The 25614-nt window shown below is 60.5% G+C and carries 21 protein-coding genes; 13 read left to right on the forward strand and 8 right to left on the reverse strand.

The window, feature by feature from the left end; translation table 11 throughout:
- Positions 1-3141, forward strand: a complete 3141-nt coding sequence (locus NPX02_RS07185; protein WP_260292790.1) for an efflux RND transporter permease subunit — start codon at positions 1-3, stop codon at positions 3139-3141.
- Positions 3142-3221: 80 nt separating this feature from the next.
- Positions 3222-4466, forward strand: coding sequence for an OprD family outer membrane porin (locus NPX02_RS07190; RefSeq protein WP_260292792.1), 1245 nt, complete (start codon positions 3222-3224; stop codon positions 4464-4466).
- Positions 4467-4583: 117 nt separating this feature from the next.
- Here the strand turns inward: NPX02_RS07190 and NPX02_RS07195 are convergent, their stop codons facing one another.
- The gene (locus NPX02_RS07195) at positions 4584-4949 is read right to left on the reverse strand and encodes a DUF4148 domain-containing protein (protein WP_260292794.1); all 366 of its coding nucleotides are present in this window, start codon (positions 4947-4949) and stop codon (positions 4584-4586) included.
- A gap of 459 nt (positions 4950-5408) precedes the next feature.
- Here NPX02_RS07195 and NPX02_RS07200 point away from each other — a divergent pair, with 459 nt between their 5' ends.
- The 10 genes from NPX02_RS07200 (at position 5409) to NPX02_RS07245 (ending at position 16802) form a co-directional block, all read left to right on the forward strand.
- Complete coding sequence (locus tag NPX02_RS07200) at positions 5409-6806, forward strand: sensor domain-containing diguanylate cyclase (protein ID WP_260292796.1); 1398 nt, start codon at positions 5409-5411, stop codon at positions 6804-6806.
- A 356-nt stretch (positions 6807-7162) separates the two neighbouring features.
- Entirely contained in the window at positions 7163-8638 is a 1476-nt protein-coding gene (locus NPX02_RS07205; RefSeq protein ID WP_260292798.1) for an NfeD family protein, read from the forward strand.
- Between the two features lies 1 nt (position 8639).
- Positions 8640-9434 (forward strand): slipin family protein, encoded by a 795-nt coding sequence (locus tag NPX02_RS07210; RefSeq protein ID WP_260292799.1) that lies wholly within the window; start codon positions 8640-8642, stop codon positions 9432-9434.
- 565 nt (positions 9435-9999) lie between these two features.
- Positions 10000-11121: a cytochrome c oxidase subunit II gene (coxB, locus tag NPX02_RS07215; protein ID WP_335342528.1), complete on the forward strand. Its 1122-nt coding sequence runs from the start codon at positions 10000-10002 to the stop codon at positions 11119-11121.
- Positions 11122-11131: 10 nt separating this feature from the next.
- Entirely contained in the window at positions 11132-12727 is a 1596-nt protein-coding gene (gene ctaD, locus NPX02_RS07220) for a cytochrome c oxidase subunit I (protein ID WP_260292800.1), read from the forward strand.
- 126 nt (positions 12728-12853) lie between these two features.
- The gene (locus tag NPX02_RS07225; protein WP_260292801.1) at positions 12854-13408 is read left to right on the forward strand and encodes a cytochrome c oxidase assembly protein; all 555 of its coding nucleotides are present in this window, start codon (positions 12854-12856) and stop codon (positions 13406-13408) included.
- Between the two features lie 41 nt (positions 13409-13449).
- Positions 13450-14325 carry a cytochrome c oxidase subunit 3 gene (locus NPX02_RS07230; RefSeq protein ID WP_260292802.1) on the forward strand — a complete coding sequence of 292 codons (876 nt, stop codon included), beginning with the start codon at positions 13450-13452 and terminating at the stop codon, positions 14323-14325.
- A 107-nt stretch (positions 14326-14432) separates the two neighbouring features.
- Positions 14433-15125: an SURF1 family protein gene (locus NPX02_RS07235; protein ID WP_260292803.1), complete on the forward strand. Its 693-nt coding sequence runs from the start codon at positions 14433-14435 to the stop codon at positions 15123-15125.
- Between the two features lie 72 nt (positions 15126-15197).
- Positions 15198-15683 (forward strand): DUF2244 domain-containing protein, encoded by a 486-nt coding sequence (locus NPX02_RS07240; RefSeq protein WP_260292804.1) that lies wholly within the window; start codon positions 15198-15200, stop codon positions 15681-15683.
- Between the two features lie 345 nt (positions 15684-16028).
- Complete coding sequence (locus tag NPX02_RS07245) at positions 16029-16802, forward strand: ferredoxin--NADP reductase (RefSeq protein ID WP_260292805.1); 774 nt, start codon at positions 16029-16031, stop codon at positions 16800-16802.
- A 180-nt stretch (positions 16803-16982) separates the two neighbouring features.
- Here NPX02_RS07245 and NPX02_RS07250 read toward each other — a convergent pair whose 3' ends face one another.
- Together NPX02_RS07250 and NPX02_RS07255 are read right to left on the reverse strand one after the other, a co-directional pair.
- Positions 16983-17309: a hypothetical protein gene (locus tag NPX02_RS07250; RefSeq protein ID WP_260292806.1), complete on the reverse strand. Its 327-nt coding sequence runs from the start codon at positions 17307-17309 to the stop codon at positions 16983-16985.
- A gap of 252 nt (positions 17310-17561) precedes the next feature.
- Complete coding sequence (locus NPX02_RS07255) at positions 17562-18032, reverse strand: hypothetical protein (protein ID WP_260292807.1); 471 nt, start codon at positions 18030-18032, stop codon at positions 17562-17564.
- Between the two features lie 533 nt (positions 18033-18565).
- Between NPX02_RS07255 and NPX02_RS07260 the strand changes: the two genes are divergently transcribed.
- Positions 18566-19597 carry a patatin-like phospholipase family protein gene (locus tag NPX02_RS07260; protein ID WP_260292808.1) on the forward strand — a complete coding sequence of 344 codons (1032 nt, stop codon included), beginning with the start codon at positions 18566-18568 and terminating at the stop codon, positions 19595-19597.
- A 69-nt stretch (positions 19598-19666) separates the two neighbouring features.
- Here the strand turns inward: NPX02_RS07260 and NPX02_RS07265 are convergent, their stop codons facing one another.
- From NPX02_RS07265 to NPX02_RS07285, 5 genes are all read right to left on the reverse strand, one after another.
- Positions 19667-20641: an alpha/beta hydrolase gene (locus NPX02_RS07265; RefSeq protein WP_260292809.1), complete on the reverse strand. Its 975-nt coding sequence runs from the start codon at positions 20639-20641 to the stop codon at positions 19667-19669.
- A 248-nt stretch (positions 20642-20889) separates the two neighbouring features.
- The gene (locus NPX02_RS07270; RefSeq protein WP_260292810.1) at positions 20890-22167 is read right to left on the reverse strand and encodes a peptidoglycan-binding protein; all 1278 of its coding nucleotides are present in this window, start codon (positions 22165-22167) and stop codon (positions 20890-20892) included.
- 7 nt (positions 22168-22174) lie between these two features.
- Entirely contained in the window at positions 22175-23062 is an 888-nt protein-coding gene (locus NPX02_RS07275) for a flagellar motor protein MotA (RefSeq protein WP_260292812.1), read from the reverse strand.
- Positions 23063-23222: 160 nt separating this feature from the next.
- A complete protein-coding gene (locus NPX02_RS07280) occupies positions 23223-24470 on the reverse strand; it encodes an MFS transporter (protein WP_260292813.1) in 1248 nt (415 codons plus the stop codon).
- A 176-nt stretch (positions 24471-24646) separates the two neighbouring features.
- Entirely contained in the window at positions 24647-25159 is a 513-nt protein-coding gene (locus NPX02_RS07285) for an OsmC family protein (protein ID WP_260292815.1), read from the reverse strand.
- Between the last annotated feature and the right edge of the window lie 455 nt (positions 25160-25614).

A 25614-nucleotide genomic window follows, 5' to 3' on the forward strand; every position in this document is an offset into this window, starting at 1 on the left:
ATGATTGAAGCCCTCATTCGCTGGTCCGTCAGCAACCGTTTCTTTGTGCTGCTGGCGACCCTGATTCTGGTTGGGGTGGGCCTCTACTCGTTGAAGAACACGCCGGTGGATGCCCTGCCGGATCTGTCCGATGTGCAGGTGATCATCAAGACCAGCTACCCGGGCCAGGCACCCCAGGTGGTGGAAGATCAGGTCACCTATCCCCTCACCACCGCCATGCTGTCGGTGCCGGGCGCGACGACGGTGCGCGGCTACTCGTTCTTCGGCGACTCCTATGTCTACGTGATTTTCGATGACAAGACGGACGCCTACTGGGCCCGTTCGCGGGTGTTGGAATACCTGTCACAGGTGGCACCGACGCTGCCGCCCAGTGCGCGGCCGCAGCTGGGGCCCGATGCAACGGGCGTCGGCTGGGTCTACCTCTATGCCCTGGCAGACAAAACCGGCGAGCACGACCTCAGTCAACTGCGTAGTCTGCAGGACTGGTTTCTGAAATACGAACTGCAAACCGTGCCCGGTGTCTCCGAAGTGGCCGCGCTCGGCGGCATGATCAAGCAGTATCAGGTGATGGTGAACCCGGAAAAGCTGCGTGCCTTCGGCATGCCGCTGTCCCACATCCAGACGGCGATCCAGCGCGGCAATCAGGAGGTGGGTGCCTCGGTCGTGGAGATGGCGGAGGCCGAGTACATGGTGCGGGCCACCGGCTATATCCAGAATATCGAAGACCTGGGCAATATTCCGCTCGGGCTGGATGCCAACGGCACGCCGCTATTGCTCAAGGAGGTCGCCGATATCGAACTGGGACCGCAGATGCGCCGGGGCATCGCCGAGCTTAACGGCGAGGGTGAAACCGTCGGTGGCATCGTGGTCATGCGCTTTGGCGAAAACGCCCAGAAGACCATCGACGGGGTCAAGGCCAAACTGGAAAAACTCAAGGCGGGGCTGCCGGATGGCGTCGAGATTGTCACGGTGTACGACCGCTCCGGCCTGATCGAGCGCGCGGTGGAAAACCTCTGGCACAAGCTGCTGGAGGAGTTCATCGTCGTCGCCCTGGTGTGCATGGTGTTCCTGTTCCATGTGCGCTCGTCGCTAGTCGCCATCATCAGCCTTCCGGTGGGGATACTCACCGCCTTCATCATCATGCACTGGCAGGGACTCAATGCCAATATCATGTCGTTGGGGGGCATCGCGATTGCCATCGGCGCCATGATCGACGGCGCCATCGTGATGATCGAGAACATGCACAAGCATATGGAGCGCACACCGCTGACCAGGGAGAACCGCTGGCGGCTGGTGGCCGAATCGGCGGCCGAAGTGGGGCCGGCGCTGTTTTTTAGCCTGCTGATCATCACCGTCAGCTTCGTGCCGGTGTTTACCCTGGAGGCGCAGGAGGGGCGCATGTTCTCCCCGCTCGCCTTCACCAAGACCTACGCCATGGCCGCCAGTGCGGCGCTGTCGGTAACCCTGGTGCCGGTGCTGATGGGATTGTTTATTCGCGGCAAGGTGCTTCCCGAACATAAAAATCCAATCAATCGGATTTTGATCGGCGGCTATATGCCGGTGCTCAAAACGGTTTTGCGTTTTCCGAAGACAACACTCGTCCTGACGTTGCTGGTTACGCTTATCGGCTTCTGGCCGGTGAACAAAATCGGCAGCGAGTTCATCCCGCCGCTGGACGAGGGTGACCTGATGTACATGCCCACCACCTATCCGGGACTGTCCATCGGCAAGGCGCGTGAACTGCTGCAGCAGACCGATAAGCTGATCGCCACGGTGCCGGAAGTGGAAACCGTGTTTGGCAAGATCGGCCGGGCGGAAACCGCTACCGACCCCGCGCCCCTGACCATGGTCGAGACCTTTATCCAGCTCAAGCCCAGAGAGCAGTGGCGTGCGGGCATGACAACGGAGAAATTGAAAAAGGAGCTGGATGCGCTGGTCAAACTGCCGGGACTGACCAACGCCTGGGTAATGCCTATCAAGACCCGCATCGATATGTTGGCCACCGGCATCAAGACGCCCGTGGGGATCAAGGTTGCGGGAGAGGATCTTGCCCAGATCCAGCAGATCGGCCAGCAATTGGAACGGATCCTCAAGGATGTCCCGGGCACGGCCTCGGTCTATTCCGAGCGGGTCGCCGGTGGCCGCTATATCAAGGTGGATATCGAGCGCGCCAGGGCGGCGCGCTACGGCCTCAATATCGCCGATGTGCAACAGATTGTCTCCACGGCCATTGGCGGCATGAATGTCAGCCAGACCATCGAAGGGTTGGAACGCTACCCGATCAACCTGCGCTATCCGCAGGACTATCGTGATTCGCCCGAGCAACTCGCTCTGTTGCCCATCGTTACGCCGGCCGGCCAGCGCATCGCGCTCGCCGATGTGGCCCGTGTCTACGTGGAGGACGGCCCGCCGGCTATCAAGAGCGAAAACGCGCGTCTCAACGGCTGGACCTTCGTCGATATCGAGGGGGTGGACGTGGGCAGCTACGTACAAAAGGCCATGGCGGTGGTGGACGACCAGCTCAAGTTGCCCGCCGGCTATTCCGTGGTCTGGTCCGGGCAGTATGAATACATGCTGCGCGCCAAGGAGAAGCTGACCTATGTGGTGCCGATGACCCTGATGATTATCGTGGTGTTGCTGTACATGAACTTCCGTCGCTTTACCGAGGTGGTCATCATCCTCAGCACCCTGCCCCTGGCCATGGTGGGCTCGGTCTGGCTGATGTATCTGCTGGGTTACAACTTCTCCGTCGCGGTGGGTGTCGGTTTCATTGCGCTGGCCGGCGTGGCGGTGGAAATCGGCGTGATCATGCTGGTTTATCTCAATCAGGCGTACCTGCAGATGCAGGCCAAATGCGAGAAGCAGGGCGTGCATCCCAGACAGGAGACCCTGCGGCACGCGGTACTGCATGGCGCGGTGTTGCGCGTACGCCCGGTCATGATGACCGCCGCCGCCATTATCGGTGGCCTGCTGCCGATCATGTATGGCAGCGGTACCGGGTCGGAAGTGATGAGCCGTATCGCCGCCCCCATGGTCGGCGGTATGGCCAGCGCCCTAGTGCTGACGCTAGTGGTGCTGCCGACAGTTTATTACCTGTGGAAAAGCCGCGAACTGGGCGAGGAGGAGACGATGAAAAAGTAATGGCGCGTGATGGGGATTGACCTGTCCGAATCGGGTCGAAAAATACTAAACAAACATGATAAACACGAAAGGATAAAACGATGGAAAAGCGATTAAGCGTGATTGGGCTGGCGGTAGTGACCGGCCTGGCGGGATTTTCGTCAACGGCCATGGCCGATGGCGATGTGACCACACTGAAAGATTGGTTCGCGAAAGGTGATGTGAAGGGTGCCCTGAAGTCATACTACTTTGCCCAGGATTTTGACGGCGCGGGTAAAAACGACAGCCGTATCTGGGTCAACGGTGGTTATCTTTCATACTCAACCGGTACCTTCAACGGCCTGCGGCTGGGGGGAGAGTTCCAGGCGTCGTTTGTCGGCAGCAAGGATGATCTCGATGGGAAAACCGCCGGCAGCTTAGACGCGGAAGGCGCTGTCCTCTCGGAGGCGTACCTGCAGTATGATCTCAACAACACCCGGTTCAAGGGTGGCCGGCAGCACTTCGCTTCGCCGCTGGTGGCCAATTCCGGATCGAGGCTGATCAAGGAATCGTTTGAAATGTATTCCCTGAAAAACAGCGATATCCCTGATACCGAAGTGACGGCCGGTTGGGTGTCGAAGTACCAGACCCGTACCGACAAGTCATTCTATGGCGATAACGCGTTTGTGCGGTTCGAGACCAACGGCACGGGAAGACCCGGTGACTTTTATGATGTCGGGGATGACGGCATGTGGATCCTGTCAGTGAAAAATTCATCCCTTGGGGGACTGGATCTTCAGGCGCAGTACGCCGATGTTGTCGATGAGGTACGGGGGATTTATGCAGACGCGAAGTACAGCTTTGACGCCGCCTACAGACCGTATGTGGCCGCGCAGTACTACCATACCGACTGGGATGATGCGGCCCTGGACAACAATGACCTGGTCGGCCTGAAGGCCGGTGTACGCCTGCCGGCGCTGGCGGGTGTCGATCTATTCGCCGGGTATACGACCGCCGGTGGCGATGCCGGTGATGCCAGGGTTTTCCGTGGTCTGGGGCAGGGGGCCTATTATCAGTACACCGCCACCACTAAGACAGCGGGTGTCGGCGCCTTTGAGGCAGGCACGGATGCCTATCAGCTCGGGATTGCCTACAAAAATGCCGGTGTATCCGGCAGGTTGCTCTATACCGCTTTCGACAATCCCGCGGCTGGCGCGGATCTTGATGAATGGACGCTCAATTTTCAGTACAAGTTTGGCGGTCAGTTTGAAAACCTGGTCGCCTCCGTGGATTTTTCCATACTGGACTATGAAAACAGTGCCAATGATGCCACGGATCTCAGGACGCGGTTGATCTATAACTTCTAACATTCAACGCCCCAAATGACAGTTGCCGTGGTTTACACGGCAACTGTCGGGAATCCTCACTGGTTGCGCTTTCCCAGCCGCAACGCCGGGAAAGCGCACGGTGCGTATCAATACAAATCAACCATTGGTGTACAACGCCTCATACTGGAGGCGCTCTTCATCGGTCATGGCCGTAACCGGGTGGGGTGTACCGTGATCAAATTCATCGGTGTGCACGACCTTGCCTTTTTCAAATCCGTAGCTGTGCTGGGGCGGCACATACCCGAGCTCATTCCCGGCGTAGCTCCAGCCAGCGGAATCCACCGGATTATTGCGAAACTCCTCCAGTTCCTGATTCACCTCGGCGCGGCTTTTGCTGCTGGGCGTGGCATGGGGCGTCCAGCCGATCTGGTCATCGACCCAGCTCCAGCCGTTGTCGGCAAAGGCGGCAGGGACGATGAATGCGCTGAGGGTCAGGGCAATGACGGATTTTTTGATAGACATAATGAATCTCCTATAACGGTTTGATTAGTGAATTTACTCGGTACTTCGGGAAACCGTGACGCCATCTTAGGGGGGTGATCCCAACAGGACGCTGACCTGGAGATTACATTTATGATAGGTGGTTGCGCTTGGCGCTGGCAGGGGACTGGTTTGCAACGTGCCTGAAACGGCGTCACTCACACTCCGTGGGGATTCTCACCTGGCAGGGGGTTATCCGCCCTTGTCGCGACGCTGTGGCATGAATCGGGGTAGCATCCTGGCCGCAACTCCTCGGTTGAGGAAATAAAGGAATAAGTAAATAAAAACGGTACAGTTGGTCTGAATGTATGTTTAACTAGGCTACGCAAAGAGGATATCGGATAGAAAGTGGTCTTACCATTATTGAGACCCTTGTCATTAACTTCCCGTCATAAACGGGTCTTGGTTGACAAACAGTCGAGTGCGATTCGATAACGGCTTGTGAACAGATCAGAAAACAGCCCCAACGATTTTCCCGCTCGCTATCAGGAGAGTGATTCAGGGCGGCGCATTTTTATCCTCCTGCTGGTGGTACTCTGCATCAGTTTCGGCGGCTATTACCTCATCTTCCGCTTCGCCACCGAAAGCATCGATAACCAGGCCCGGGCCGAGATGAAAAGCCGGGTCGAGGTGGCCCTGGATATCGAGTCGCGACGGCTGGGCGATCTGCTCACTGAATACGCCTATTGGGATGTCGCCCATAAAAACCTGATTCAGCAGCCCGATCCACAGTGGGCCGATGAAAATATCGGCACCTACATGGCTGACAATCTCTTGATCGCCCTGTCCATTGCCGTGCGCGGCGACAATAGCGAAGCCATCGCCTTTCGTGACGGAAAGCAGGCCACCGGGGTACTGGCCGGTCTCAGGCGGGCCGGGCTCGATAAACTGGTCCCCGTTATCCGCGCGGACACCAGCCGGCCCGATCCCCAAAATGCCTTTATAGACATCGACGGGCAATTGATGCTGCTGGCGGTGGATACCTTCACTCCCGAGTTTGAGCGCAGCCCGGCGGCGGACGGCGCCTACCTGTTGATCGCCAGGAGCATCAGTCCCGAATATATTGCGACCATCGGTGAGCTTTATAAAATCCCCAATCTGCGTTTTGCCGGCGGGGCCGCCATCGACCCGGCCCTGTCCCATACCATCCAGGACCTGGAGGCGAAATCCCGGCTCACCCTGGCCTGGGATGAACGCTCTCCGGCAAGGAACACCTCCCACCGGATCGCCTTGCCCCTGACCGCGACCTTTCTGCTGATGGTCGTGATCAGTGGCTGGATCATCCGCATGGATATCGGTCGCCGTCAGCAGCAGGAGCAGATGCTGCGGGAGCTGGCAACCCACGATCCACTCACCGGGATCTACAATCGCCGGCAGTTTTTCCGCTTGGCACATCGGGAACTGGGCAGGACCAATCGAGAGAAAATCGCCATGAGCCTGCTGATCCTCGATCTCGATCACTTCAAGCAGGTGAATGATCAATATGGTCATGTCGCCGGTGATCAGTTGCTGATCAACACCGCCAAGGTGCTTTTCGACGGCCTTCGGGAGTTTGATGTCATCGCCCGTTATGGGGGCGAGGAGTTTGTCATACTCCTGCCCAATACCAATCTGACGCAGGCACAGGAGATCGCTGAGCGTTTAAGAGTACTGGTTGAACAGTCGGTGCTCCTGTTTCGGAAAGTACCGCTCCAGGTAACGGTCAGTATTGGCATCACGACGTACCGTTACAAGGAGGAGCCGCGTGAGCTGCTGGCCCGCGCGGACCACGCCCTTTATGCCGCCAAAAGCGCGGGCCGCAATCAATGTCATGTGGCCGGCAGCCACAGCCCGGACTAGCAGCCTGCTCGGCAGGCCTGCGTGAACCGACAGGCCGGCCGCGGATTGATCACTCCTTAGGACCCGCGCAAGAATAATTCCGTAGTACCGAGGGCGTTCCTGGGCCACGCTGGCAAGGCACGCTTTGCAGGCAATGGCCGCTCCCTTGCCAAAAAGCGTAACGCCGCCAGCGGGGTCCAGGGGCGACCGAATACAGGAACTTATTCTTGCGCGGGTCCTTATAGACAGTATCCTCTCCCCGCCCCGGTGTGATCCGCCGCCGGGAACAGACCCCCCTTATCCGCTAGCGGATGACGTCCAGACGCAATATTCGGGCTGGGCCTTCTATACTTAACTCGGTAGAAGGTGAGGCAGGTATGAACGGACTGGATACCAGACTCGGGCTGCTGATGTGGTTTCTGTTGGCGGTGCTGACGACGCCGGTAGCGGCGGTGGAGCCGGCGACGCCACCGCCCGGGGCGCTATGGATGCTGAAACTCGATGGCGTGGTCGGGCCCTCTACGGCCGACTATCTGGTGCGTGGGCTCGAGCGGGCGGCGGAAGCGGAGGCGGCGGCCGTGCTGGTGCGCATCGACACCCCCGGCGGGCTGGACAGCTCCATGCGCGATATGATCGCGGGGGTGCTGGCCTCCGCGATTCCGGTAATCTGTCATGTGGCGCCCGGGGGCGCGCGGGCCGCCAGTGCCGGGACCTTTCTGCTCTACAGCTGCCATATCGCGGCGATGGCGCCGGCCACCAATCTCGGCGCGGCGACCCCGGTCTCGATCGGTACACCGATGAGTCCGTCACCGGAGCGGGAGCGTCCGTCCCCGAAGGAGCCGTCGTCGAAGGAGCAGACCCCATCCGCCGATGGGGCCTCGAAAGATCAGGCCGCACCGGGTGATGCGACTCCGCAAGGTGATGCCGATAGCAAGGACGACGACGCTGCGGACTCCCTACTGCCGAAGAGCGCGATGGAGCGCAAGGTGACCAACGATGCCGTGGCCTACATCCGCAGCCTTGCCGAGCTGCGCGGGCGCAATGCCGACTGGGCCGAAAAGGCGGTGCGCCAGGGGGCGAGCCTGAGCGCCGCCCGCGCCCTGGAGATGGGGGTGATCGACCTGGTGGCGGCCGATACCGAGACGCTGTTGAAGGCGCTGCAGGGCAAGCGCGTGAAGATCGGCGAGCGGGAGGTTACGCTCGATCTCGCCACCGCCCCACGAGTGGTCCACGACCCGGACTGGCGGAGTGAGTTCCTCGCCGTGATCACCAATCCCAATGTCGCCTATGTGTTGATGTTGCTGGGCCTGTACGGGTTGATCTTCGAGTTCTCCAACCCCGGCTTCGGCCTGCCCGGCATCCTCGGCGCAACCTGCCTGCTGGTGGCACTCTACGCCTTTCAGATACTGCCGGTCAGCTATGCCGGTCTCGCCCTGATGCTGCTCGGCGTGGGGCTGATCGCCGCCGAGGTGATGATGCCGAGTTTCGGCGTGTTCGGCATCGGCGGGCTGATCGCCTTCGTTATCGGCTCGATTATGTTGATGGATACCGACATCCCCGCCTACCAGGTGGCCATGCCGGTGATCGTGGCACTGGCGCTGATGACCGGTGCGATGCTGTTCATGGTGCTGGGCATGGCGATGCGTTCCCATCGACGCCCCCGGGTCTACGGTGCGGACCTGGCGATCGATCAGTGTGTGACCATCGAACAAGTCAATGCCGATCTGGCCCTGGCCCGTTACGAGGGGGAGCTCTGGTCGGTGCGCTGTAGTGAACCGCTGGCCCCCGGCGACCGGGTCCGGGTCAAGGCTATCGATGGACTAACCCTTGTGGTCGACAAGCTGGAGGAGTGAGATGGCGGGCGGATACTACTTTGTCTTAACCTTACTGGTCATCATCGTCATGATGTTGATCATGATGTTCCGCGTCCTGCGCGAGTATGAGCGGGGTGTCATCTTCATGCTCGGGCGCTTCTATCGGGTCAAGGGGCCGGGTCTGATCATCGTCGTGCCGGTGATCCAGCAGATGGTCCGGGTCGATCTGCGGACGCTGGTCATGGATGTGCCGACCCAGGATGTGATCTCGCTGGATAACGTCTCGGTCAAGGTCAACGCCGTGATCTATTTCCGGGTGGTGGACCCGGAACGGGCGATCATCCATGTCGAGAACTATCTTGAGGCGACCAGCCAGCTCTCCCAGACCACCCTGCGTTCGGTCCTGGGCCAGCATGAGCTTGACGACATGCTCTCTGCGCGTGACAAACTCAATATCGATATCCAGCAGATCCTGGACAAACAGACCGACGCCTGGGGTATCAAGGTCGCCAATGTGGAGATCAAGCATGTCGATCTGGATGAAAGCATGATCCGCGCCATCGCCAAGCAGGCGGAGGCGGAGCGTTCCAGACGCGCCAAGGTAATCCACGCCATGGGTGAGTTGGAAGCGTCGGAAAAGCTGCTTCAGGCGGCCCAGATACTGGCCAAACAGCCGCAGGCGCTGCAGTTGCGCTATATGCAGACCCTGACCGAGATCACCGGCCAGAATACCCACACCATCGTGTTTCCGCTGCCGATCGACCTGATCAACCAGTGGACCGGTAAAGGGGGCGGGGAGAGCATGGCGGTGGTTGAACGCAATGAAGGCAAATAATGGTAACTTCGCAATAACTTTGCACACTACATGCAGGAGGCCGGAAGCCTGTTTGCGTGCATACGTCGCTTCATGAACAATGCCCGATCATGGCCGAATGGCACCTACTTAAGCCAAGAGCCACCGTCATTCCGGCGCAGGCCGGAATCCAGACTGCTTAATAGTGCGGTATTCCTGGATTCCGGCCTGCGCCGGAATGACGAAAATCCTGCAATTCGCCTTAAGTAAGTGCCATTTCGATCATGGCCGAATCTGGATGGTAATCAAGAAACCTTATAAAACACCGGCAGATAGTAAAGGAATAAGATCGGTTCCAACGTTTGAATAACTCCATCCATCAACTATGCTTAGGGTGCTGTCTTGATCGTAGCATCAGGTGCATGGCAACCGCCCTGTTGTTCACCGGCTCGCCTGTTACTCATCTGACACCCATTCGCTACTTTCAGAGTAAGCATCTAAAGCTGTAGCCAGATTTGGCCACCGCACCCAAGTATTTGACCATGTGAAGTTCAGGCCAAAAAAAAGCCATCGCTGCTAGTCGCAATCGCTGGAGTTGGAGGCTGCATTGAACTGGATAAAAGGAAAAATTACCGGTCTTTTCATGGTGCTGCCTGGGCTGGCGGCATCTCCGGCCCAGGCTGATTTCGCCCTCAACATGCGTCAAGGCGTGACCCCGATCAGTCGGGAGATCTATGACCTGCACATGATTATCCTGTGGATCTGTGTGGCCATTGGCGCGCTGGTTTTCGGTGCGATGTTTTACAGCATTGTCCGGCATCGTCGTTCGAAAGGCGCGGTGGCGGCAAAATTTCACGAGAGCACCCTGGTCGAGGTGATCTGGACCCTGGTGCCCAGCCTGATCCTGGTGGCGATGGCGATCCCGGCGACCCGGACCCTGATTGCCATGGAGGATACCAGCGATCCCGATCTGACCATTCAGGTCACCGGCTACCAGTGGAAGTGGCACTATCGCTACCTGGATGATGAGGTCAGTTTTTTCAGCCTGCTGGCGACCCCGAGTGACCAGATCAAGAACCGTTCTCCCAAGGGTGAAAACTATCTGCTCGAAGTGGATGAGCCGCTGGTATTGCCGATCCGAAAAAAGATACGTTTTCTGCTCGGGTCCAATGATGTCATCCACGCCTGGTGGGTGCCCGATCTGGGTTGGAAGCGCGACGCCATTCCCGGTTTCATCAACGAGTCCTGGACCTGGATAGAAGAGCCCGGCACCTACCGCGGCCAGTGTGCCGAGCTGTGCGGTCGGGATCACGGCTTTATGCCGATCGTGGTGGAGGCCAAGACCGAGGAGGAGTACCGGCAGTGGGTCGAAAGCCGGAAAGTGGCGCAACGCAGTGAACAGGCCCTGGCGGAGCAGGAGTGGGGCCTGGAGCAACTGGTCGAGCGGGGCGAGGATGTCTACAACAAGATCTGCGCCGCCTGCCATCAGCCGGGGGGCGTCGGCATCCCCAATGTCTTCCCGGCGCTCAAGGGCAGTCCGGTAGCGACCGGCCCGGTGGATGCGCATATCGAGATCGTGATGAAGGGAAAACAGGGTACGGCGATGCAGGCGTTTGCCGACCAGCTGTCCGACCTGGATATCGCCGCGGTGATCAGCTATGAGCGCAATGCCTTCGGCAACGATAGCGGAGACATGGTGCAGCCGGCCCAGATAAAGTCAGCGCGCTGAGGAGAATCCCATGACCGAATCGGTACACGCACATGCAGATGAAAAACCGCCCGGTCTCTGGCGCTGGGTGGTGACCACCAACCACAAGGATATCGGCACGCTCTACCTGCTGTTTGCGCTGCTGATGTTCTTTATCGGTGGCAGCATGTCGATGGTGATCCGCACCGAGCTGTTTCAGCCGGGGCTGCAGTTTACCGATCCCCTGTTTTTTAATCAGATGACCACCATGCATGCGCTGGTGATGATCTTCGGTGCGGTGATGCCGGCCTTTGTCGGCCTGGCCAACTGGCAGATCCCGCTGATGATCGGCGCGCCCGACATGGCCTTCCCGCGCATGAATAACTGGAGCTTCTGGATTCTGCCATTCGCCTTCAGCATGCTGTTGAGTACCCTGTTCATGCCCGGCGGTGCCCCCGCCGGGGGCTGGACCATGTACCCGCCGCTGGTGTTGATGACCGGCGACGCCTTCCCCTACCTGATCTTCTCGATTCATCTCATGGGCCTGTCGTCGCTGATGGGGGCGATCAATATCATCGTCACCATCCTGAATATGCGAACCCCGGACATGAACCTGATGAAGATGCCGCTGTTTGTCTGGACCTGGCTGGTGACCGCCTTTCTGCTCATCGCCGCCATGCCGGTACTGGCCGGGGTGGTTACCATGTTGCTCACCGACCGCTTTTTTGGCAGCAGTTTCTTCAATGCCGCCGGCGGCGGGGACCCGGTGATGTTCCAGCACATCTTCTGGTTCTTCGGCCATCCCGAGGTCTACATCATGATCCTCCCCGCCTTTGGCGTGGTCTCGACCATCATCCCCACCTTCGCGCGCAAGCCCCTGTTCGGCTACGCCTCGATGGTCTATGCCACCGCCTCCATCGCCTTTCTCTCCTTCATCGTCTGGGCCCATCACATGTTCACCGTGGGCATGCCGCTGGCCGCCGAGCTGTTCTTCATGTACAGCACCATGCTGATCGCGGTGCCCACCGGGGTGAAGATCTTCAACTGGGTCTCCACCATGTGGCGCGGCTCCATGACCTTCGAGACGCCGATGCTGTGGGCGATCTCCTTTGTCGTGCTGTTTACCATCGGCGGATTCTCCGGGTTGATGCTGGCCATCACGCCCGCCGATTTCCAATACCAGGACACCTATTTCGTGGTCGCCCATTTCCACTATGTGCTGGTCACCGGTTCGGTGTTCGGGATCTTCGGCGCGGTCTATTACTGGTTGCCGAAATGGACCGGGAATATGTACAACGAGCGCCTGGGTAAAATCCATTTCTGGTGCTCCATCGTGTTCTCCAATCTGCTCTATTTCCCGCAACATTTTCTCGGCCTGGCCGGGATGCCACGACGGGTGCCGGATTACGCCATCCAGTTCACCGACTGGAACCAGGTCTCGTCCATCGGTGGTATCGGCTTTGGACTCACTCAGCTGATCTTTGTCTATATCGTTTTCCAGACCATACGTTCCGGCAGCAAAGCCCCGGCCCGGGTCTGGGACGGTGCGATCGGACTGGAGTGGAGCGTGCCCTCGCCGGCACCCTATCACACCTTCCAGGAGCCGCCGAAGCTGGCGGAGGGCGAGTTGCAGCATGAGGGGACCTGAGCCGTGCAGCCGCGAACCAACGCTCATCAGTACAGCCGCCGGCGCAATAATATGCTGTTGGCGTTGCTTCTGTTCCTGGCCGCACTGACATTTTTCGGTGCCATTATCCTGACTCATCTGTGACCCGTGAAGCAATCGGCCCGACAGCAGAGCAATCGGACACTGGCATTGAAGCTGGCCGGTATCACCCTGGCCATGTTCGGTTTCGGCTTTGCCCTGGTGCCGTTGTATGAGGTGTTTTGTGATATCACCGGCCTCAACGGCAAGGGCGTCAAGCAGATCACGGCGATGGATCCGACGACGGTCGACGGTAGCCGCTGGGTGACGGTGGAGTTTCTCTCCGGCAGCAACCTGGCCGGGGGCTGGGAGTTCCGTCCGAGCCAATCCAGGTTGCGGGTGCAACCGGGCAGGCTCTACACGGTGAGCTATCAGGCGCGAAACCCCACGGATCAGGCGATGACGGTGCGGGCGGTCTCCAGTATCGCGCCGGGAACCGCCGCCGGTTACGTCAGCAAGCTGGAGTGTTTCTGTTTCCGGCAACAGCGTTTTGCTCCCGCAGAGCAGCGAATGATGCCGGTGCGATTTATGGTGGACAGGGCGTTGCCCCCCGAGGTGGGCACCATCAGCATCGCCTATACCCTGTTCAACAGCTTGAACCGGGAGGCCGCTCCCGGCTCGTGAGGCGGGCGCGGATTTTCCAAGCCACAACGGAGCACTTGGACATGTCTTCAGCAACCGAGAGATATTACTTGCCGCACAACAGCTATTGGCCGATCCTCGGCTCCATCGGGCTGTGCGCGCTGTTCGTAGGCTTTGCCCGCCTGCTCACCGGTGCGAACATCGGCAGTACCTTGATGATATTTGGCGGATTGATCATGGTGCTGATGCTGGTCGGCTGGTTCGGAACGGTGATCCGTGAAAGCCAGTCCGGCAGCTATAACCAGCAGGTGGGACGCTCCTACCGCTGGGGCATGTGCTGGTTTATCTTCTCCGAGGTGATGTTCTTCGGGGCATTTTTTGCCGCGCTTTTTTACGCCCGGGTGCTCTCCGTCCCCTGGCTGGGCGGCGAGGGTGGCGAGGCCAGTACCCATCTGTTTCTCTGGCCCGATTTCATCGCCGCCTGGCCGCTGCTGCAACTGCCCGACGCCAGTCAGTTCAGTGTGGCCAAGGCGCCCATGGAGGCCGCCGGGATTCCCGCGCTGAATACCCTGATCCTGCTCTCCAGCGCGGCCACGGTGACCTGGGCCCATTGGGCGCTCAAGGCGGAGCGGCGTCGCCAGCTGATCGTCGGGCTGATCCTGACCGTTTCGCTGGGGCTGCTGTTTCTCGCGCTACAGGCCTACGAATACCGGCACGCCTTCACCGAACTCAATCTGAGTATCGGTTCCGGCATCTACGGTACCACCTTCATCATGCTGACCGGGTTCCATGGTCTGCACGTAACGGTGGGGGCGATCATGCTGATGGTCGTTCTGGGGCGCAGTCTCGCCGGCCATTTCACCCCGCTCGGCCATTTCGCCTTTGAAGCCAGCGCCTGGTACTGGCACTTTGTCGACGTGGTCTGGCTGCTCCTGTTTACCTTCGTCTACTGGTTATGAGCCCGGCCCATCCCCAGCCCCATTCCCAGCGCCGTAGCGTCGCGCCGCGGTCGATCCGTGGTCTGCCGATAGCGCCAGGAGGTTACCGTTTCCGGCCGACCCGATGGATGACGCTGCTGAGCCTGGTGCTGGTTTCGCTGCTGACCTCCCTGGGTGTTTGGCAACTGCAGCGCGCGGATGCGAAGGCACGGTTGATAGCGCACTTCGAGCAGAACAGCGCCCAGCCGGTACTGCAGCTGAACGCCACCGATTTTACCGATCCACGGCTCATCAATCGCCTGGGAGCGGTTACCGGCCAGTTCAGGGATACCCCCGTTATCCTGCTCAACAATCAACTCCTTGGGGGGCGGCTGGGATTTCACCGGTTCGCGCTGTTCCAGCTGGCGGGCTCCGACAGGCACCTGCTGGTCAACCGGGGCTGGGTCCCCGCGAACGCCGAGGGCAAGCCGCTGCTCGGCGACCCGGCTTTACGCCCGCGCGATCAGGAACTGCGGGGCATGCTGGTGGCCGCGCCGCGTCCCGGGATGCGGCTGGGGGAGTTGCGCTATCGAGCCGACGCACCGCTGCTGGAGCTGCCCTATCTCGACCTTGCCTGGCTGCGCCAGGTGCTGGCAGTGGATCTGCAGCCACTGGTCCTGTTGCAGGATGCGCGGATCATCGAGCACTACAGGCAGCAGCGGCAGGCCACCTGGCTCAATCCGCAACGTCACCGGGGTTATGCGCTGATGTGGTTTTCCCTGGCCCTGGCCCTGGGTGTTATCTACCTGGTGACCAATCTGAAGCGAACCGACCCGGGTTGACCGGCCACGAGCGGGGCCGGCACGGAGTCGGAATTGCCCACCGCGGAGGGTGGTCCGCGGAGGAGGTTCGGTATGGTGATGCATTATGAAATGCCCGAGTCACGGGGCGAGGTGTTCATTGTCCGTCCCAACAACTCCCTCAAGTGGCGGCATGCCAAGCTGCTGTTCAATGTGATTGCCGTGGTGATGCTGGGTATCGGGCTGGTCTTCTGGTCGCTGGGTGCCTGGCTTGTGTTCCCCTTCATCGTCGCGGAGCTGGTGGTGCTCGCCTGCGTCTTCTACCGGACTTCATTGAAGGTCTACTCCCGTGAGGTGATCGCGGTCGAGCCATCGGCGATACGGGTGATACAGGGGGGCGATCAACCGGTGTTTCAGGTCCGGCCTCCACTGGCGCGGGTGAATCTTCAGCGGGGTGACAGCCGGCTGGCGGCCGCACACCTCTACCTGCAGTCGGCTGAATCGGAAGTGGAAATCGGCGAATGTCTGGTGGAGTCCGAGCGCGAGGCCCTGGCCAATGATCTGTCCCGTGCCGTGGCCGCCTGCGGTTTCAGGCGCTAGGAGCCTGTCGGGTTTGACCGACCGTAGCGAGGGAAAGCCGAATTGAGCCAGATTTTTTGATCTTTCGAGGCGAGGAGTGGTGCAGGGATGCACCGTTTACGGACCTAAGGATGGAATAGTGGACCTATTTAACGAGAAAGATCGGAAAATATGGCCAAATTCGGCTTTTCCGCAGTAGGTCAGTGTTAAACCCGACAGGCTCCTAGTCCACTGGTGCAACAGCATGATCTGTGTGGTTGCAGTTCCCGTATAAGCTGATTCCAACAAGTTATTTTTGCAGCAAACCGCCCGGCGTTATGGTCAATACCATCAACAATGGCATTTACCAGGGCAGGGCTGGATGTAATGAGCAATCTTATACGTGAACGGGTGATCAGCGTGCATCACTGGAACGACACGCTGTTCAGTTTCAAAACCAGCCGCAACGACGCGTTTCGTTTCCACAATGGCCACTTCACCATGATCGGCATCGAGGTGGAGGGGCGGCCGCTGATGCGTGCCTACAGCATCGCCAGCGCGAACTACGAGGACGAGCTGGAATTCTTCAGCATCAAGGTGCCGGATGGCCCCCTCACCTCGCGGCTGCAGAAGATTCAGGCCGGGGATGAACTGTTGCTCAGCAAGAAACCCACCGGCACCCTCATCGCCGATCACCTGCTGCCGGGCAAGCGTCTCTATCTGCTGGCCACCGGCACCGGTCTGGCGCCCTTCCTCAGCATCATCAAGGATCCGGATATCTACGAGCGCTACGACAAGGTGATCCTCACCCATGGCGTACGCTATGTTTCGGAGTTGGCCTACCGAAAAATGATTATCGAGGAGCTGCCGCAAAACGAATATTTCGGCGACCTAGTGCGGGAAAAGCTGATCTATTATCCCACCGTCACGCGGGAGCCATTCCCCAACCAGGGCCGCCTGACCGACCTGATGGAGAGCGGCAAGCTGTTTGAAGATATCGGTCTGCCGGCGTTTGACCGGGAGAATGACCGGTTCATGGTCTGCGGCAGCCCCGGCATGCTACGGGACACCTGTGCGATCCTCCAGCGTCGCGGCTTCGAGGAGTCGCGCCACGGGGTGCAGGGGAGTTATGTCATCGAGCGGGCGTTTGTCGAGTCCTGACCACGCCCGCCGTCAGGCTTAGGGCTCGCGCAAGAATAATTTCGTAGTACCGAGGGCGTCACTGGGCCATGCCGGCAAGGCGCGCTTTGCAGGCAATGGCTGTTCCCTTGGCAAAAAGCGTAACGCCGGCGGCGTGGTCCAGTGGCGATCGAATACCGAAACTTATTTTTGCGCGAGTCCTTAGCAGCGGCCTTTCTTGGCCTGCCCGGGGGGACAGAAGCGGCTGGGCTCCCGGTAGCGGGGTAGCGGTTCCACCTCGATCACGCGTCCATGGCTTTCCCGCTTCTCGGGATAGTCGCCCTGGGTATTGATCGTGGTACCGATGGCGGCTCCGGCGGCGCTGCCTATGATGGCACCTTCGCGACCCCCGATCTCCGCACCGGCGGCACCGCCCAGGGCGCCACCAATGCCGCCGCCTATGGCAGCATCCACGGTCAGATTGTCGGCATGAGCCAGGCTTGTTGCGGTGATAAAGAAAAGACAGGTCAGTCCTTGTACAACGTTCATATTCACAACCCCCGGTGATGGTCACTCTTGTTCTCGGTGCAGGCGGATTTCGCATGCAAACGAGAGCATGGTATCAGAAGGCGTGCCCGGATAGTGTGTCGTCAGACACAAACCCCGGGGGCCAGTGCGCTAAGCGAATAGTTGGCGGCCCAGCAAAAAACCGACTACGGTCGCCCGGCACGGTTGTGCCTGAAGTCGGACAATACCCCCAGGCACACCCCTGCGCTTACCGGCGGGCAATGCCCTCTCCCACTAACTGACGCTGCCCTGCACGCAGAATACCTTGCCTTTGTAGCCCTGACGGATGCGCTGGGTAATGGTTTGGCACTCTCTGCTGACATAACTGGAGGGGATGCCGTAGAAAATAAACCGCGCATCCCGTTCGCCATCGGTCCCCCTGTCGAGAGCGATATAACTGGCCGGAATTTTCTCGTTCACGAACAGTTTCCTGTAACGTGCGCTGATCTCTTTTTTACAGTCGGACTTGACCTCTACCTCGCCCAGGGTTTTCAGCGTGTTTGCCCAGACCAGTGCCGCACGGGCCGTGCAATCGGCCAACGAGTTCATTTTGCCGAAGCCGACCAGTTGCACGTTCGAGGCACGGATATTGATGCGGATCTCGGCGTAGTAGGGATCGGTGACCGTGGTTTGGAAGGGGGAGTGATTGTGATAGATGTAATAGCCTACGGCTATCAGGGCCAACGCGATGATTATGCCTTTCACGGTACGCTTCCTTGTGAAGTGGGCCGGCGGGTCGTAGCGGGACCGGCAAGCCGTGGTTAAAATCAATGGCCAGAATATATCAGATTTATTTTCCTCGGGCGACCGGCGTTACGAAAATTAGCTCGTCCACAGAACTGGTGGATATGCAGAGAAGGCATTTTCTCTCGCCAAGAGCGCAAAGACCGCAGGAAGCGGAATATAAGCGAATAAATCAGTTTTTCTTGGCGTTCTTGGCGTCTTGGCGAGAGCAGAAAAAACCGCTCTGGGAAAAGCCGACCGGAAGCATGCACCCCGGCATTATTTGTTCCTGCGGATCATGTGCTTGGTGCTGGTCTTAGGTAATACATCAACCCACGAATTATGCGGAGGAGCCCGAAAATTATTCCATTTCCGGGGTTGCCTCACCCTGCCGGCCGTGTGGGTGGCACAAAATGTCCTGCCAGCCGTGTGGGTGGCACAAAATGTCATTTGACCTTCCTCTCGGAGCCGGTTACCTTGATCCTATGCTGCAGCGCAACAAAGGAGTGGATGCCATGCCTGAACATGAACGGGTCACCAATCTGGCCCTGCAGGGGGGCGGCGCCCATGGCGCCTTTACCTGGGGGGTGTTGGACCGCCTGCTGGAGGAGGCGTGGCTTGGCTTCGAGGCGGTCAGCGGCACCAGTGCCGGGGCCATGAATGCGGCGCTGCTGGCTTGTGGTTATGCCCAGGGTGGGCGGCCGGGGGCGAGGGACAAGCTGAGTGAATTCTGGAGCGAGTTGGGCACGCAGGCCAGCATGAGTTTTGTCAGTTCAGATCATGAACTGAGCCGGCAGGCGGGACACAGTATTGAATATTCCCCCCTGTATCAGGCGCTGATGACCCTGGGCTGGTTCCTGTCGCCTTATCAGTTCAACCCGCTGGCACTCAATCCCCTGCGTGATCTGGTGGAGCGGGTGATCGACTTTTCCGTCTTCAGTGAGCCGGAAACGATCCGTCTGTATATCGCCACCACGCAGGTGAGAACGGGCAAGATCCGGGTATTCGAAAACCACGAGTTATCTCCCGATGTGCTGCTGGCCTCGGCCTGTCTGCCCACCGTCCATCACAGCATCGAGATCGACGGCGAGCCATACTGGGACGGGGCCTACAGCGGCAATCCCGCTATTTTCCCGCTGCTGAGTCAGGGCAAAAGCGATGACATCATTATCGTGTTGCTCACGCCGCTACGGCATGACAGTGATCCCGATAGCGCCGCGCAGATCAGGACCCGGGCGCAGGAACTCGGCTTCAGCGCCTCGTTCCTGCGGGAGATGCGCGCCATCGCCGATATCAAGCAGCGCTACGGCAGGTCGCGCTACGTGCTGGGCAGATTCGAGCGCAAGGTGCGGGATCTCAAGATCCATCTCATCGAGGCCAATGACCTGATGAATTCGCTGAACCATACCAGCCGACTGAACACCCACGCCTCGTTCCTGGAGATGTTGCGTGACCAGGGCCGGGATTACGCCCAGGCCTGGCTGGACGACAACCGGCACCACCTGGGCCGGCATAGCTCGGTGGACCTGCTGGAGCTGTTCACCTGAGCTGGGCAGGGTGTGTTTGCCGCCCGGACAATCGGCCCCGGGGGCGGACATCCTACGGGTCGGGCGGCCCTATTCCCGGATGATGGTGGTGCGGCGGAACTCCTCGTCGGGGAAGACGCGGCCCGACAGCAGCGCCTCGAAAATGTGCTCGAATACCAGGCCCGGCTTCCCCGCGACGATTCCGGACCGGAAGTAGGTGTGCCCCTTGGGATTGTCGTAGAGGTTGTTGACGTCGTCGCAATCCACCGCGTACACGTTGGCGGGTGCGAGTTGCATATCCTCCGGTCCGGTGTGCCCCAGGCGCCGGGAGGCGATCTTGTTTCTCAGGTTGGAGGCCTTGCTGGCGCGCAGGGCCAGGTCGTCGGAAGCGTAGTAGACAATCACGTTGCGTGAGGCGTGGCAGATGTGTTCGCCCCGGTTGCCCGGCTGCAGCGATTCGTTGACGATATCGGCGGCCACCAGGAAGGTGTTTCTGAAGATGAGCGGCACCCCGTCCGCCAGGTCATAGCGGTTCCAGGCCGCCAGGGTCTCGCGCAGCACCCTGTTGCCCATGGAATGGGCCAGGACGTTGATGCGCTTGAGGCAGGGGTCGGCCTGTGGATTGTATTTTTCTGAATTGCGCCAGTGCACGAATTTTTCCAGGATGCGCGCGAACGAGTAGGCGCTTGAGTCGGCAGATTTCTGGTCATCCCAGTAGTCCTTGACCACACCGAAATCGTTGTCGCAGGGCCAGATCAGCGGCACCACCAGCACCTCGTCTGCTTTCTTTTCGTCGCACAGCGTCTGGAACTCCTCCACGGCACGGAGTATGTCCTCCGGAAGATTGGAAAAGCCGTGAATATAAAAGAGTAGCTGCCGCTGCGGGGCGAGTTTCAGCCGGGTGAGGAACTCGATACTGCCGATCTCCCGGTAGGCCTGGTCGTCGGTCTTTTCGCAGAAGAAGATGGAGTTGCTTGACGCATTGTTATCCAGGTCGAAATCAAATTTGCGCCCGGCGCGGGAACGGATGCTCTGCTTCGGGAAGCGATTGGTGATGAACAGCATGTCGCCTTTCCTCCTGTTCTGTCGGTGTTGTCGGGGGAGGTGCAATATCCTGTCGTGTATTCGTCGGTTATTGTTCCCTGCCGGTTTGAACCGATGCGCGAATACCGCCCGGAAGCGGCGTTGTTCCTTCAATCACTTAGGAGATTAGCAGAGAATGGACCTCCCATCGGGGTGCGCTTTCCTGTGGGATCAGTGGCCGGCGTCAGGGAGCGCCCCCGGGGGGTATCCGAGAGGCCTGCCGGCGAGGCTCAGCGTGCGGTCAGCTTGATCTCTATGCGCCGGTTCTGGCGGTAGGCCGCCTCGCTGCCGGCCGGGTTCAGCGGGTGGAACTCGGCAAAGCCGGTGGCCGCCATGCGCCGCGGTGGGATGCCCTGACTGGCCAGATAGCGCAGCACGGAGACGGCGCGCGCCGTGGAGAGCTCCCAGTTGGAGGCGAACTGGGTACTCCGGATCGGCACCCGGTCGGTATGTCCGTCGATACGCAGGATCCAGTCGATCTGCTCGGGGATGATCTTGATCACGTCGCGCAGTACCCGGGCCAGTTCATCGAGCTGGCGCTGCCCTTCGGCGCCCAGCTCGGCCGAACCCGAATCGAACAGCAGCTCCGACTGGAACAGGAAGCGGTCGCCCTTGACCTGGATGTAGGGGTTGGACTTGAGCAGCCCGCTGAGTTGGCCGAAGAAGTCCGAGCGGTAGCGCTCCAGCTCGTTGACCCGCCGCGCCAGCTCCACATTGAGCCGTTTACCCAGATCGCTGATCTCGGCCTGCTGCGCCTGCTTGTCCTTCTCGGCCTGGGCCAGCGCCTGGTTGATCTCCGCCAACTGGGAGCGCAGTCCATCAATCATCCGCCGCAGCAGGGCCACCTCGGCCTGGGCGTCGGCGGAGAGGCGGCGCTCCTGCTCCAGCGCCTGGTTCTGCTCACTGACCAGGGCGCTGAGGGCCTGGATGCGGATCTTCCGCTCCTCGATCTCCACCTGTGCCAGATGGGTGCGCTCGTTGGCGTCGGCCAACTGTGCCTCCAGCGCCTTGCTGCGATCGCGCAGCTGGGTCGCCTCATCGCTCTGCTGGCGGAGGTTGGCGCTGAGGTTGCCGATCTCCGCCTCCAGCCGGGTGCGTAGCTGCCGCAGCCGGTCGATATCCTGCTGCAGGCTGGCGATGTTGAGCAACTGCTGTTCGATCTGTTGGCGATCGGCCGCCTGCGCCTGGGTCAACTGCTCCATCCGGCCGGCCAGTTCGAATTTCTCCTCCGTGAGTTGGGTGATCAGCCCGGACAGGTCCTCGACGTTGGCCACCAGGGTCCGGTTCTTCTGCTGCTCCAGGCCGAGCTCCGCGGTCAGTTGCTGGAGGCGCTGCTCCAGGTCGCCCAGTTCGGTCTCCTGGCTGGAGAGGATCTGGGACAGCATGAACTGGGCGAAGGTGAAGACCAGCAGGACGAAGATGACCAGCATGAGCAGGGCGGCCAGGGCATCGACGTAGCCCGGCCAGACATTGACGTTGCGACGGTTGCGGCGGGAGATGGCGGACATGGGGGCCTCAGTTGCCGCCCGTGCCGGGTCGCCCGGTCTCTGCCTCGTCCTCCGTCGGCGGCGCGGTATCGTTTGCCGGCGGTGCTGCATCACCTGCTGGCGGCGCCTGGCGGCGCTGATCCTGCTTCTCTCTCAGCTGTTGGCTCAGGCGCTGTTCCAGGTTGTCGGCATCCTCGATCAGGGGCTGGCTGCCGGGCTCGTCGATCAGCTGGGTGACGCCGGAGAGCCACTCCTCCAGGTCGTTGAAGAAGCGGTTCTGGGCGTGGCCGGCGAGGATGTCGAGGAAGCCCAGCACCAGGGAGCCGCCGAGACCGAACAGCGACGAGCTGAAGGCGGTACCCATGCCGGTCAGCGGCTGCTGCAGTCCGGCCTTGAGCTGCTGGAACACGGCGGCGAAGTCGCGATTGCCCACGTCCAGCCCGGCGATTACGCTGCTCACCGAGGAGATGGTGCCGAGCAGGCCCCAGAAGGTACCGAGCAGGCCGAGAAAGACCAGCAGCCCGATCATGTAACGGGAGATCTCCCGCGACTCGTCGAGGCGCGCGCGAATGCCGTCAAGGACGGTCCTCAGCGAGAGGGCGGAGAGGCGGAAACGGTCCTTGCGCCGCCCGTGCAGATGCCGCGCCAGGGGCTTGAGCAGACGCGGGCTCTCCGCCAGCGAGATCCCCGCCTCCCCGGTGCGGAACAGGGTGATCCAGCGGATCTCCGGTTCCAGGATCAGCACCTGGCGCGCATTGATGATGATACCGATCAGCAGGGCGCCCATGATCAGGGAGTTGAAGCCCCAGTTGGCCATGAAGGCGGTCTGCAGCGGCACAAACAGCAGCAGGCAGACGCCGGCGACCACCGCCAGATAGATGCCCATCCAGAGCAGGGAGTGACGTGGATTGCTCATGACTTGAGAAACCTCCCGAAAGCCGAGCTGCCACCATACTCCGGGACGCCATGGGGTTCAACGGGGGCACAAAGCGCGGCGCCGGGGTGACCACTGACGGAGGCCAAAACTGTGACCGGAGTGGAACAAGCGGGTCCGATCCGGTCTTCAAGGCGCCGATTCAGGTATCGGGCTCCGCCTCGGTCGGACCCACCCGGCGGTGCGCGGTCGCTTCGCTGATCCCCAGGCGGCGGAACAGCAGTGCCATGAAGACGATGCCAGCGGCGCCGGCCAGCATCAGCCAGCGCGTCTCCTGCCAGCCCCCGGCGTAGGTGGCCAGCGCCGCCAGGGCCGGAGGGCCCAGCAGCTGGCCCAGGTGCGACCCCTGTACCAGCATGCCGTTGACGGTGCCGATCTGGCCGCGGGTGGGGGCCACGGCGGGCGCGCCGGAAAGGGCCGCCCCGGGGGTCATGCCGCCGAAGAAGGAGAAGGCCAGGCAGAGCAGAAACCGGGTCGTATCGGCGAAGCCGTCGTTGAACAGGCCCAGGGCGGTGAGGCCGAGGCCGAGGCCGGAGATCAGCAGGGCGGACCAGCGTGGCACCCCCCAGCGCAACAACCAGCCGACCGCCAGGTTGCCGGGGATATTGGCGGCCACCACCAGCGCGGTCAGCAGCCCGGTCATCTCCAGCGACAGGCCACGCTCCTCCACCAGGAAGCTGGGCAGCCAGGCCATCAGGGAGATCCACTGCAGGGTGTAGAAGCCGAAGCCGAGGCTCAGCAGCCAGGGTCCCGGCGCGCGTAGGGTGAGCTGGATATTCTCCAGCAGGCCGTGTTCGGGGGGTGCGGCCGCCGTGCCTGCCCGCTTGCCACTCCCCTCCTTCAGCCAGACCAGGAGCAGCCAGAGCAGCGAGACGAGCGCGATCAGCAGCCAGATCGCCCGCCAACCCATGAGCGTGACCAGCAGCGGTGTGAAGATCATGGCGAGGGCCATGCCGGCCGGCATGTAGGTGGTCCAGATGCCGAGCGCGAGCTGCAGATCCTTGAGCGCCGTGGCCCGCATGATCAGCACCGGTGCCGAGACCGCCACGGCGATGAACCCGAACCCCTCGATGACGCGGCTCAGCAACAGCATCTCGCCGGAACCGGCCAGGCCGCCGACCAAGCTGCCCAGGCCCAGGGTCCCGAGACCGAGCATGGCCATTCGTCGAGCTCCGAGGCGATCGGCGAAGGTGCCCGCGGCGATGCCGAATGCCATGCCGGTCAGGCTGAACACCGACATGATCCAGCCGCCCACGATCAGGCTGATGGGAATCTGGGCGCGGATCTCTGGCAGCGCTGATGGGGCCTTGCCGTAATGGGCCGCCGCGATAATGCCGGCCGTCAGGGCGATCAACACGGCGCCCCAGTTTGTCTTCGATGGCGGCTGCATTGGCCCTCGCTATTGAGTCGGAGTCGGAGTCGGCCGGCTATTCTTACCGGTATGGCTGATTTATTCCACCAGTGGTTTCAAATGCAACCTGATCCGTTGGAGAGGAGCGTGGTAGGTATTTCGGTGCTCGGGAGCGGTTCCTCCACAGCCACCGCCTTCCTGGGTTAACCGCTCCATCAGATGGGTTTCACGTCATGGCTGATCGCGATAGCCGGTGCCTGAGACAGTGTCTGATAGACTACGCAGTAACGTTCCGTCAGTTTCAACAGCGAATCCAGCTTTTCCGGGTCGGCGTCGCAATCGAGCTCGAAATGGAGCCGGATCCGTTGGAATCCGACTCCGACCTCTCTCGCCACCCCCAGGGTACCGCGAAAGTCCAGATCGCCCTCCACGTTCACCGTGGCGTCTCGCAGGTCGATGCCGATGGCCGTCGCCACCGCGCTGAGTGTCACCCCGGCACAGGCGGCCAGCGCCTCGAGCAACATGTCTCCCGAACAGGCCGAGAGGCCGTCGCCGCCGGTGGCCGGATGCAGCCCGGCCTCCACCAGGGCCTTACCGGTTTCGATCCGGCAGGTGATACCTTCACCAATCCGGGAGCGCGCCCGAAGGGTGATCAATGCCGTTTCCGGCTGTTCCCGGTATTGCCGCTTCAAGGGGGCCTGGAGTGCCCGAATCTCGTCTGTGTTCATCTGCGCCTCCTGGGACATGGACTCATCCTTGGCCGACAGTGGGGACTGGCCGGCCCCTGGAAACCAGTGTAGCCGCTGTGGGGCGGGACAATTCTTCAGACACCCAACTTTCTTCTCACCAACTATTCTGTAGATTTCAATTCGAGCGGGTAACTACACGTATCAATAAGTTATGGCTGTCCTTGTTTTATCTGTAAGCCCCTCGCCTTTAGGCGACGGATGGCGAGATATGAGGTTTTCGGGTTGATGGGAGCTGCATGAAAGCTTGAACGAAGGGTCCCTTCTCCCCCAGGGAGAAGGATAGGATGAGGGGGTCAACATCAGGACGCCATGGCTCGTTCTACTTCATTCACTTTAATTTTCCTCTTCAGGGAAAGGGGGAATCGGCCGAATGGCCGATCGATCCGGCTTTCAGCCGTAACCGGAAGCCACCGGCTTTAGCCGGTGGAGTTTTC

Origin of the sequence: Sedimenticola hydrogenitrophicus (assembly GCF_025175675.1) — a bacterium.
GTDB classification, from domain to species: domain Bacteria; phylum Pseudomonadota; class Gammaproteobacteria; order Chromatiales; family Chromatiaceae; genus Sedimenticola; species Sedimenticola hydrogenitrophicus.

Coding starts and splice junctions, on each gene's coding strand:
- NPX02_RS07250 (WP_260292806.1), bottom strand. CDS start 17,309: ATGAACGTTGTACAAGGACTGACCTGTCTTTTCTTTATCACCGCAACA.
- NPX02_RS07235 (WP_260292803.1), top strand. CDS start 14,433: ATGACGCTGCTGAGCCTGGTGCTGGTTTCGCTGCTGACCTCCCTGGGT.
- NPX02_RS07230 (WP_260292802.1), top strand. CDS start 13,450: ATGTCTTCAGCAACCGAGAGATATTACTTGCCGCACAACAGCTATTGG.
- NPX02_RS07205 (WP_260292798.1), top strand. CDS start 7,163: ATGAACGGACTGGATACCAGACTCGGGCTGCTGATGTGGTTTCTGTTG.
- NPX02_RS07210 (WP_260292799.1), top strand. CDS start 8,640: ATGGCGGGCGGATACTACTTTGTCTTAACCTTACTGGTCATCATCGTC.
- NPX02_RS07265 (WP_260292809.1), bottom strand. CDS start 20,641: ATGCTGTTCATCACCAATCGCTTCCCGAAGCAGAGCATCCGTTCCCGC.
- NPX02_RS07240 (WP_260292804.1), top strand. CDS start 15,198: ATGGTGATGCATTATGAAATGCCCGAGTCACGGGGCGAGGTGTTCATT.
- NPX02_RS07195 (WP_260292794.1), bottom strand. CDS start 4,949: ATGTCTATCAAAAAATCCGTCATTGCCCTGACCCTCAGCGCATTCATC.
- NPX02_RS07285 (WP_260292815.1), bottom strand. CDS start 25,159: ATGAACACAGACGAGATTCGGGCACTCCAGGCCCCCTTGAAGCGGCAA.
- NPX02_RS07190 (WP_260292792.1), top strand. CDS start 3,222: ATGGAAAAGCGATTAAGCGTGATTGGGCTGGCGGTAGTGACCGGCCTG.
- NPX02_RS07275 (WP_260292812.1), bottom strand. CDS start 23,062: ATGAGCAATCCACGTCACTCCCTGCTCTGGATGGGCATCTATCTGGCG.
- NPX02_RS07280 (WP_260292813.1), bottom strand. CDS start 24,470: ATGCAGCCGCCATCGAAGACAAACTGGGGCGCCGTGTTGATCGCCCTG.
- NPX02_RS07245 (WP_260292805.1), top strand. CDS start 16,029: ATGAGCAATCTTATACGTGAACGGGTGATCAGCGTGCATCACTGGAAC.
- ctaD (WP_260292800.1), top strand. CDS start 11,132: ATGACCGAATCGGTACACGCACATGCAGATGAAAAACCGCCCGGTCTC.
- NPX02_RS07185 (WP_260292790.1), top strand. CDS start 1: ATGATTGAAGCCCTCATTCGCTGGTCCGTCAGCAACCGTTTCTTTGTG.
- NPX02_RS07260 (WP_260292808.1), top strand. CDS start 18,566: ATGCCTGAACATGAACGGGTCACCAATCTGGCCCTGCAGGGGGGCGGC.
- NPX02_RS07270 (WP_260292810.1), bottom strand. CDS start 22,167: ATGTCCGCCATCTCCCGCCGCAACCGTCGCAACGTCAATGTCTGGCCG.